Source organism: Archangium violaceum Cb vi76, from assembly GCF_000733295.1.
GTDB classification, from domain to species: Bacteria; Myxococcota; Myxococcia; order Myxococcales; family Myxococcaceae; genus Archangium; species Archangium violaceum.
This window is the reverse complement of the sequence record NZ_JPMI01000349.1, coordinates 1-2,678: the sequence shown is the minus strand read 5'-3', so window position 1 is coordinate 2,678 and position 2,678 is coordinate 1. Positions and strand designations below refer to the sequence as shown.

The window sequence follows — 2,678 nt, the reverse complement described above, 5'->3', positions numbered from 1 at the left end:
ACGCCCAACAGCCCAAGAACTACCCAGGCCAGCAGTGACACAGTGCAAAGCCGCGTGTCCAGGCCACGAACAAAGCGTGAGAGGTGATCGGCAAGAGTGCAGCCGGGCAACCAAGCAGAGCCACCACCGCGCCACCGCCTCGGCCACCACCGCGCCCCGATACCGCCCGATGCCCCGGGACAGACCCGGTAATGACGGGCCATGCCGAACCGTCGTGCGTGGGTGGTCAACAGGTCCGCGCCTTGCCGAGTCCTGCAAGGGCACATGCCGCGCACGAGCGGCCTGGTTAACCCACACATGTAGGGAACATTTCTGTACTGATTTCCCTGACTCGGGCCTGATCGCGCAATCCGTGCATTATATGTTTCGTATATGTTCGGGACTCCCGGGCTTCCCCTGCTCATATGACTGTGTTACCTATCCGGGCGTTTCGCCGTCTCACCAACCAACGCGCTGGAGGTGGTGCCCCGTGCTGAGCGAACCGCGCTCTCGTATGAGGTTGATTTCCGTTGCCTGCTTTTCGGTTCATGCCCCGCTGAGCTTGCTTGCGCTGCTGGCGGTGCTCGCCTCCGGCGCGACTGCGTGCGCGAGCCGCCCGCCCCCGGAGGCCCTTGCCGCTACCCGCGACGCGCTGTCGGGCCTGGACGAGTTCGGCGCGCTGCTGCTGGGGGCCGGGTTGCCTGTTGAAGCCATCCCCCAGGGGCGGAGCATGTCGCCTGTGCAGGCCGAGCGGCTGCGTCGGCACCTCGCGATCCTGCCTTACCTGCCGCAGCACTACGCGCCCCGTTTCGTTGCCGACGAGCTGCTGCGCTACGTCGAGCAGCACGGACAAGGGCTGTCCCGCTGGGACCTGAGCCGGATGGTGCAGGAGTACCGGAGCCTTTTCCTTCTCCGTCAGGATGGCTTTCTCGCGGCAGCGCTTACCGGCGAGCCTGCGCGGTGGATTGGTAGGGTCGAGGTTCGCGACCACGGGGCAGGCGTGGCTGAGTTTGAAATGGGCGTGTTCTACACGCGCGCAGACGGCGAGAGCTGGCGACGTGCGGACAGCCCCAACCTCGACAGGCTGTAGGGCTTCGTAAGGAGAGCACAACATGGCGGACAGCTCCGGCCCGCGTCTTATCTTCGAATTCGAGGGCTTCAAATACGAGATTTACGACACCCAGGTTCTAAACCGGGATTACGACACGCTTCTTCTTGCTTGGAGGCACCCCATCGGGGGAAGCGGGGGCCGTCGCTCAAGGGTCATTCTCAAGCCTGTGCAGGTATCCTCAGACAGTGAGAGGAGCGAGCGGGTTTGGGAAGAGGTGCAGCTCGCGTCGCACCTGGAGCACCCGGGCATCGCCAAGGTTTATGGCTTCGCATCCCATGGCAACACCGCCTACGTGGTCATGGAGCATTTGCGCGGTTGCTACCTCCTCACCGCGATGGATTTCGCGCTGCTGGTGGAGCGTCGTCTGTCGCCCGTCTTTGCGGCATACGTCGCGGCGGAAGTAGCGGGTGCGCTTGGTTACGCTCACCAGCGTATCAGCAGAGAAGGCCACCCGATGCACATCGTCCATCGCGCCGTGGGTCCCATGCGGATCCGTCTCGGGTTTGATGGGCGCGTCAAGCTCGCGAACTTCGGTGCCGCGTACTCGGAACTGCGCGACCGCTTGAAGACGCCGCCCGGCCTGCTGCGCGGCGACCCGGCCTACTGTGCGCCCGAGGTTCTGCGAGCTGTGATGGAGTCCACCGGGAGCCGAGCCGACCCGCTTATCGGCGGAGCGATTGACGGTAGAGCGGACGTGTTCTCGCTCGGGCTGGTTCTGCTGGAAATGCTGCTGGCCGAATACCCGCTCGACCCGACTGATACCCCTGTGGAGGGCGCCCCGGCCGGGTTCTCATTCCCTGTGCGTGCCGAGCGGACTACACAGCTAAGCCTGGACGTGTTGGCTTACCGGCTGCTGCGCTTTCACCCTTCGGAAGCGGAACGTCGGCTTGAGTTCGCGCCCGGTCCTTTGCGGTCCATTGTCCGGCGTGCGCTCCAACCGGATCCACGCGAGCGTTTTTCTGCCGCCGAGATGCGCGAAGAGCTGCTCGTCTACCTGGGGACCGTAGAGCCGCCGGTCCTCGCTGATGAGGTCGCAGCAGAGCTGAAGGCGATTTTCGAGGCTGCCGCAAGGGTCAAGCGACTGACGGCGAACCCCATCGAGCGGACGGCGCTAACGCCTGACGAGGACGAGGGTTAGGTCATGAAAGGGAAGCCAGGTAAGAAGGAGGGCGCCACCAGGGGGAGAAACCGAACCGAACTCAGTATTCAAATCGGCACGGCTGCGCGGGCGGCTCGGTTGAAATTGAAACTGACTCAGGAGGACATAGCCGAGCGAGTCGGGTTGACCCCGGAAGTGTATGGGAGGCTGGAGCGAGGCGCCATGCTTCCGAGCACGCCAACGCTAACGAAGATCTGCGTTGCACTTGGGCTCTCTGCTGACTTGCTTGTGGGGCTCGTCGAAAGGGAAGCCACTCAGACCCAACCGGCACTCGACGAAGAACTGACGCCGGAGATCAGGCGGTTGCTGCGGCTGGTGCGAACGATGGATCCCCAGCAGCTTGCCATCTTCAAGGGAACGGCGACCGGGTTGGCCAAGCTCAACAAGAGGAGGCAGCAGCAAGGCAAGCATGATAAGGAACACGGCGTC

3 protein-coding genes are annotated in these 2,678 nt (G+C 63.7%); all 3 read left to right on the top strand.

What is annotated here, in order from left to right; genetic code table 11:
- The first annotated feature begins 469 nt into the window (after window positions 1-469).
- Window positions 470-1,069 (top strand): hypothetical protein, encoded by a 600-nt coding sequence (locus Q664_RS44670; protein WP_152622702.1) that lies wholly within the window; start codon window positions 470-472, stop codon window positions 1,067-1,069.
- Between the two features lie 22 nt (window positions 1,070-1,091).
- Window positions 1,092-2,228, top strand: coding sequence for a protein kinase domain-containing protein (locus tag Q664_RS53570; RefSeq protein ID WP_052519468.1), 1,137 nt, complete (start codon window positions 1,092-1,094; stop codon window positions 2,226-2,228).
- 3 nt (window positions 2,229-2,231) lie between these two features.
- On the top strand, window positions 2,232-2,678 hold a 447-nt coding region (locus tag Q664_RS44655; protein WP_152622701.1), incomplete at its 3' end, for a helix-turn-helix domain-containing protein.

What these genes read in the sequence shown, in the direction of transcription:
- Q664_RS53570 (WP_052519468.1), top strand. Translation starts at nt 1,092, where the DNA reads ATGGCGGACAGCTCCGGCCCGCGTCTTATCTTCGAATTCGAGGGCTTC.